The following is a 5,630-nucleotide window of genomic DNA, read 5'->3' as shown; positions in this document are numbered from 1 at the left end:
GGGGCCTTGTCGATCTGGTCGTAGGCCGTGAACGTCGCGCCACCCGACTCCGCCAGGACCTTCGTGATCGCAGCCGTCAGCGACGTCTTGCCGTGGTCGACGTGACCAATCGTGCCAATGTTGCAGTGCGGCTTGGTGCGGGCAAATTTCTCTTTGGCCATCGTCACATTCCTAAGACTAAAGTCACATGAGCGGTCGCCCAGGGCGGCGCTCGAGGTGTCGAGCCGGGCGAAAGACGCCGCCCGGATAGAGGCTTGGCGTCAGATGATCAAGGGATGATGACTGTGGAGGCCGAATCGAGCCTGCGGCTTGGTCGTCCATTCGCTGTCCGGCCTCCACCTCGGATGCGGAGTCATACCGTTCCGCAAGCGGGGAACTGCGCGCCGAGCGGCCGCCGACCGATCCGCGCTCCGACATTCCGGAGTCATCCTCGCCGGAACGTTCGGCGATGGGAACGTGAAGGGAGACGCAGACGGCCCGCGTCGGGTCGGGTGTCCCATCCTCGAACGACGGCACCGGCCGCACGGCCTCCTCGTTTAAGATGGGAACGACGAGACCGTCGGTCGGCGTGAAGATATGCGCCGAGGGAGATGGCACGGTCATGCGTGTCGTCGGCGGACGGAAGGGCCGGACGAAGGACGTTAGCGCGGCATGATCTAGGCCATCTCACCGGCCGCCGCGGGGCCCCGCTCGCTCGGACGCGCCGCCCCTGCCCGCCTACGGATCGGCCTGCGACGCCGTGGCGGCCGGGCGTCGGCGGGGCGCGCCTTCGATTATGCGCCCGCCGAGGAGTCCGTTGAGGCCGACCACGATGAAAACGGCCACGAGGTGCACCGCCAGATCCGTCGCGGTGGCGTCGTGGGGATGGAACGGTACCAGAAGCGCCGCTGCTGCTGCCGCGACGGCCAAGCCTCCGAGAGCCGCCGTGAGGCTCGGGTTCAACGGGCAGGCCCGGCGCAACATCGTGACGAGCAGGATTGAGAGCGGCAGAGAGACGCCCATCAGGAAGACGAAGCAGCCGCGCATCTCTCCAGTTTCGGCGAGGTTCGAAGCCGGAGCGAGCCAGGCCCGCAGGCAACCGAGCCCGCTGACGCCGAGCCACACAACCAGAGGCGGAATCGGTAGAAGAGCCCAGGCCCGGCTGCGGCCCGGCACGCTGCTCTGGAAGGCCGCGAAGGCTGCGGCCATGCTGGTCAATATTGCCCCGAGCGCGGCATAGCGAAGATCCGGAACGCCGAGGCGCAGTTGCAGGCTGGCGGCGTCGGACAGGGGCAGCAGGAGGATGGCCAGGGCGAGCACGGCGGAGAACCAGGCGACGGCCCGCCATCCCGGCCCCGGCAGGGGGCGGACCGGCGCGAGCGACCGGGCCAGCTCCTCGACGAGACGTTCGTGGCTGGCGGGATCAGACATCCGAGCCCTCCTTGCTGGATGAGAGAGCGGCACGCAGGGCTTTCAGTGCCCGATGGAAATTGACTTTCAGCGCCGTCTTGGTCCGCCCGGTGAGAACGGACGCCTCTTCGAGGGATAACTCGCGCAGGGCGATGTGTTCGATCGCCTCGCGCTGCCCCGGGGGAAGATGGGCGACGGCCTCGGTCACGGCCCGACACCGGGCTCGGATTTCAAGATCGTGCCCGGGCGGGGGCCCATCATCGGCGCGTGTCTCGTAGGCGATCGGATCGTGGACCTCTCGTGGCCGACGGCTGTCGTACCGCATGGCGTCGATGGCGCGCCGATGGGCGATCGCGCGGAGCCACGGGAGAAAGGGCCTGGACGGGTCGTAGCTGGCCCGCGCCCGGTGGATCGTCAGCAGAGTGTCCTGGACCACATCGTCAAGGCTCGGCCCCTGCACGCCCTTGGCCCTCGCCATCGCGGAGATGACGGGCACGCAGTCTCGCAGAAGTTGGCGATAGGCGACGGCATCGCCGTTCTGAGCCGCCTGCATCGCAGTTGCGAGTGACGCCTCGCCGGACGATGGCGTCGATCGGGCGGGCATGGACGCGATGCTTCCGGGGGCTTCGGACCGAGCCGGTAGGACGGGGAAGCGGCTCGAATATGCCGCCTGCGCCAGGCTCATCGCCAAGACTCTAATTCGCTGCCGGGGACTTGGCCACACCGTCCTCCGCCATCGAAATCGCGGCAACGGCATTCCGCCGCGACGGCTGGAGGGCGGGCAAGCGTGCTCATGTGGAACGGTCCCCTTATCGCAACTCAGGTTCGACGGCGGCTCTGAGACGGATTTCGGCGATCACGCGCTCCCGGTTACGTCAGGGGCAGCGATGGTCGCGGGCCGGGGGCGCACAGGCTCGCTCCGTGACGACGCGACCCCCGTTGGAACGCGGGACTTTCCGCCTCTTGCCTCCGCGTGCCCACACCAAAAACTCTCCAGCGATGAGTGAATAGGGCGCGTTGTTTCGTCGGTTTCTTTTTAGGTCGACTCTTTATTTGTAAATTTATTTGTCTCGATGTTCAGGGCGTAACTTATCAAGGTAAAGAACGGGTCCTGTTTCATCAGATAATGAATATTTAAGTTCGCCAATCGTCATCATGAATGGGCGCACCGAAATCAAGAGGGCTGAGTTCAGCGAGATATACCAGTGTTTCGACGCTTTACCCTGGAACTGCTTACGCATGCATCTGTTGAAGGCTGGGCTGTGGCCCGGATCGGGGAGCGGTGGGAGCGACGGTGACACTTGGCGTCGACAGGTACGAACTCCGGCAGATCATCGCCGGCCTCAGCGAGGGGGTGATCCTGGTCGAGCCGGACCAGACCATCGCCTATGCCAACGAGGCTGCCCTGGCGATGCATGGCGTGGAATCCATGGACGTGCTCGGGGAAACGGTCGATGCCTATCGCGAGCGTTTCGCCTTGCGCTACCGCAACAATCGCACCCCCAATCAATATCCGATCGAGCGCGTCGTATCCGGCGAGACGTTCCACGACGTGATCGTCGAGGTGACCCGGACCGACAAGCCGGACGTGACCTTCGTCCATTCCCTTCGCAGTCTCGTGGCCACGGATCGGGAGGGCAATCCGAGTTGCCTCGCACTCATCCTGAAGGACGTCTCGGACCAGTTCGAGGCCGAGGATCGCTTCGAGAAGACCTTCAACGCGAATCCGGCCCCGGCCGTGATCTGTCGGCTCTCCGACCTGCGCCACGTGAAGGTCAATCTCGGGTTCCTCGAGATGACGGGCTACACCCGGGATGCCGTCATCGGCCGCAGCGTCTACGAGGTCGATGTGCTGGCGGGCGCCCGCAACCGGGACCTGGCCATCTCGCGCCTGAACGAGGGGGGCACCATCCCGCAGATGGAGGCCTGTCTCGATCTGCCCGACGGGGGCGAGCGTCACGTCATCGTCGCTGGCCAGCCCATGGAGCTCGGCGAAGAAGCCTGCATGCTCTTCACCTTCGCCGACCTCGAATTGCGCCGGAAGGCCGAGATGGCTTTACGCCAGAGCGAGGAGCGTTTCGCCAAGGCATTCCGCCTGACCCCCGTGCCAACCGTGCTGGCACGGGCGGACGGTTTCACGATCACGGGGGTGAACGAGGCCTTCAGCCGGGTCTTCGGCCATGCCAGCGATACGGTCGCCGGGCGTTCGCCCGCGGAACTCGGGCTCTGGGTTCACGAGGCGGCCCGCGAGAAATTCGAGAACGCGGTGGCTCTGACCGGCTACGTCATCGGCCTTGAAGTCTGCCTCTGCCACCAGGACGGAACCAGCCTCGATTGCCTGGTCTCGGCCGAACGGGTCGAGATCGGGGACGATGTCTACGCACTGCTCGTCCTGCAGGACATCACGGAGCGCAAGCGCGGTGAGCGCGACCTGTTCGAGGCCATCGAGACCGTCATGGCCGATACGTCCTGGTTCAGTCGCGGGCTCATCGACAAACTCGCCAACCTGCGCGGGCCGGGAGGCGATCACATGGATGCGATCGCACCGAACATGACGGTGCGCGAGCGGCAGATCCTCGATCTCATCTGCTCCGGGCTCGGTGACGATGCCATCGCCAAGCGCCTGACCCTGTCCCGAAACACCGTACGCAACCACGCCGCCGCCCTCTACCGCAAGCTCGGCGTGCACAAGCGCTCGGAAGCCATCGTCTGGGGACGGAACAATGGGTTTCCAGCCGGATCAACCGGTTAAATAAAATCCCTCTACCAGTACAAATTAACCATTGATTGGCGGGTGATGCGCGCCAGTTGAGATGTCGAACTGCAAGGCATGCAGGTGTGCGCGCCAAGAACATCCAATGGATATCTGAACGAGACTAAATCCGCAGCAGAGGCGCAGATGACAAAGGCCTCGATCAAATACGTCGTCATCGAAATATTGGTTGACGTAAAGATCAGCGTCTAATGGAAAAATCAGCGGAAACTTATCTGATCTGGATGGTTGTCCGAAGCGAAATCTTCGGTCTGGCGTATTCTGGGTAAAACCAGCGCGATCCTATCGAATGAGTTCGTAAACAGGGGGAATACCATGGTCGATACCTATCGGATCACTGGAGTCGCCGAGGAACTCGGTGGGAAGATCCAGGGGGCTGTCGGCGATCTGACCGGTTCGAGCCGAAATTCCGTCGAGGGCCGTGCACGCGAAGTCCAAGGCAAGGCCGAGAACCTTTACGGCCAAGCCAAAGACGCGATCGTCGAGGCTTCCAGTGCCACCCGCAACGCCATCGACGACGTTGCCGGTCCAGACGGACGTGAGATCAAGGCCCGTGTGCGTGAGTCTCAGGACGCCGCTGGCGAAACCTATGAGCGTGCCGAACGCTCCGTGCGCAATGCCGGACGCGAGGTCTACGATGACGCCGAAGATGCCTACCACAACCTTGGCAATCACCTGCGCCGGGTTGGTCGGGAGATGACCTATCGGGTTGCCGAACATCCCGTCGCCGCCCTGCTGGCCGCCGGCCTCCTCGGCTACGGAATCGGCCTCCTCGTCCACGGGCGCAACTAAGTTCCCGCCATCCCTAGACTTTCCCCTTCGTCCTTCCCCGCTCGGACGACCGAATCCTTCGGTTTGCCGACGACCTTGGAGCCTTGTCACGTGTCTTCTTCCTCCAACATTCCGGCATCGCCGATCGCCGCCGCCGACACCCGCACCGTCCTGCTGAACCAGGTGTCGTGGGGCGCGATCTTCGCCGGCGCCGTCACCGCCCTGGTGACCCAGGTCATCCTCAACATCGACCCTGTCGCTCAGCGCCGGCATCTGGTTCATCGTCTCGGGCATCGTGGCCGCCCTGGCGGGCGGCTTCATCGCCGGGCGCCTGTCGGGCAAGCCTGTCACGGGCGCGGCCGGCCTGCACGGCCTCGTCTCCTGGGCGGTAACCACCCTCGTCGTCCTGTATCTTCTCACCTCCGCTGCGGGCGGCCTCATCGGCGGGGCCTTCTCCGGCGTGACCAGCACGCTGGGCGGAGCCGGCTCGCTGGTCGGCGGCACCGTGCAGACCGCGGCCCAGGCCGCTGCTCCGTCGCTGTCGAAGATCACCAACCCGCTCGACGGCATCGAGCAGAGCGTCCGCAACCAGGCCGCCGGCCAGGACCCGCAGGCCGCCAAGGACGCCGCCGTCGCCGCGATCCGCGCCCTGTTCACGGGTGATCCGAGCCAGAAGGCCCAGGCCGAGAACCGTGCC

Annotated in this window: 6 protein-coding genes and 1 pseudogene; 3 read left to right on the top strand and 4 right to left on the bottom strand. The window is 64.8% G+C overall.

The genetic code is table 11. The annotated features are described in order from the left end of the window. The 3 genes from ASF32_RS24805 to ASF32_RS18455 form a co-directional block, all read right to left on the bottom strand. A partial coding sequence (locus tag ASF32_RS24805; RefSeq protein ID WP_244472289.1) for a GTP-binding protein occupies positions 1–161 on the bottom strand: 161 nt, incomplete at its 3' end. 556 nt (positions 162–717) lie between these two features. Then, complete coding sequence (locus tag ASF32_RS18460) at positions 718–1,410, bottom strand: NrsF family protein (protein WP_056431701.1); 693 nt, start codon at positions 1,408–1,410, stop codon at positions 718–720. Beyond that, positions 1,403–1,993, bottom strand: coding sequence for a sigma-70 family RNA polymerase sigma factor (locus tag ASF32_RS18455; protein WP_056431710.1), 591 nt, complete (start codon positions 1,991–1,993; stop codon positions 1,403–1,405). The genes ASF32_RS18460 and ASF32_RS18455 overlap by 8 nt, the downstream gene beginning before the upstream one ends. 690 nt (positions 1,994–2,683) lie before the next feature. On the opposite strand from ASF32_RS18455, the gene ASF32_RS18450 reads away from it, so the two are divergent. Next, on the top strand, positions 2,684–4,141 hold the full coding sequence (locus tag ASF32_RS18450) for a helix-turn-helix transcriptional regulator (RefSeq protein WP_056431707.1): 1,458 nt from the start codon (positions 2,684–2,686) through the stop codon (positions 4,139–4,141). A gap of 336 nt (positions 4,142–4,477) precedes the next feature. Further along, on the top strand, positions 4,478–4,954 hold the full coding sequence (locus ASF32_RS18445) for a CsbD family protein (protein WP_056431697.1): 477 nt from the start codon (positions 4,478–4,480) through the stop codon (positions 4,952–4,954). Positions 4,955–5,040: 86 nt separating this feature from the next. Here ASF32_RS18445 and ASF32_RS26920 read toward each other — a convergent pair whose 3' ends face one another. Continuing rightward, positions 5,041–5,172 (bottom strand): hypothetical protein, encoded by a 132-nt coding sequence (locus tag ASF32_RS26920; RefSeq protein ID WP_280136569.1) that lies wholly within the window; start codon positions 5,170–5,172, stop codon positions 5,041–5,043. On the opposite strand from ASF32_RS26920, the pseudogene ASF32_RS18440 reads away from it, so the two are divergent. Further along, positions 5,117–5,630: pseudogene (locus tag ASF32_RS18440) on the top strand (PhnA-like protein); the annotation flags it as partial. The gene ASF32_RS26920 and the pseudogene ASF32_RS18440 sit on opposite strands and share 56 nt — an antisense overlap.

It is taken from the genome of Methylobacterium sp. Leaf91 (assembly GCF_001422815.1).
Lineage (GTDB): Bacteria > Pseudomonadota > Alphaproteobacteria > Rhizobiales > Beijerinckiaceae > Methylobacterium.
The sequence above is the reverse complement of the archived record's forward strand: the minus strand, read 5'-3'. Positions and strand labels throughout refer to the sequence as shown.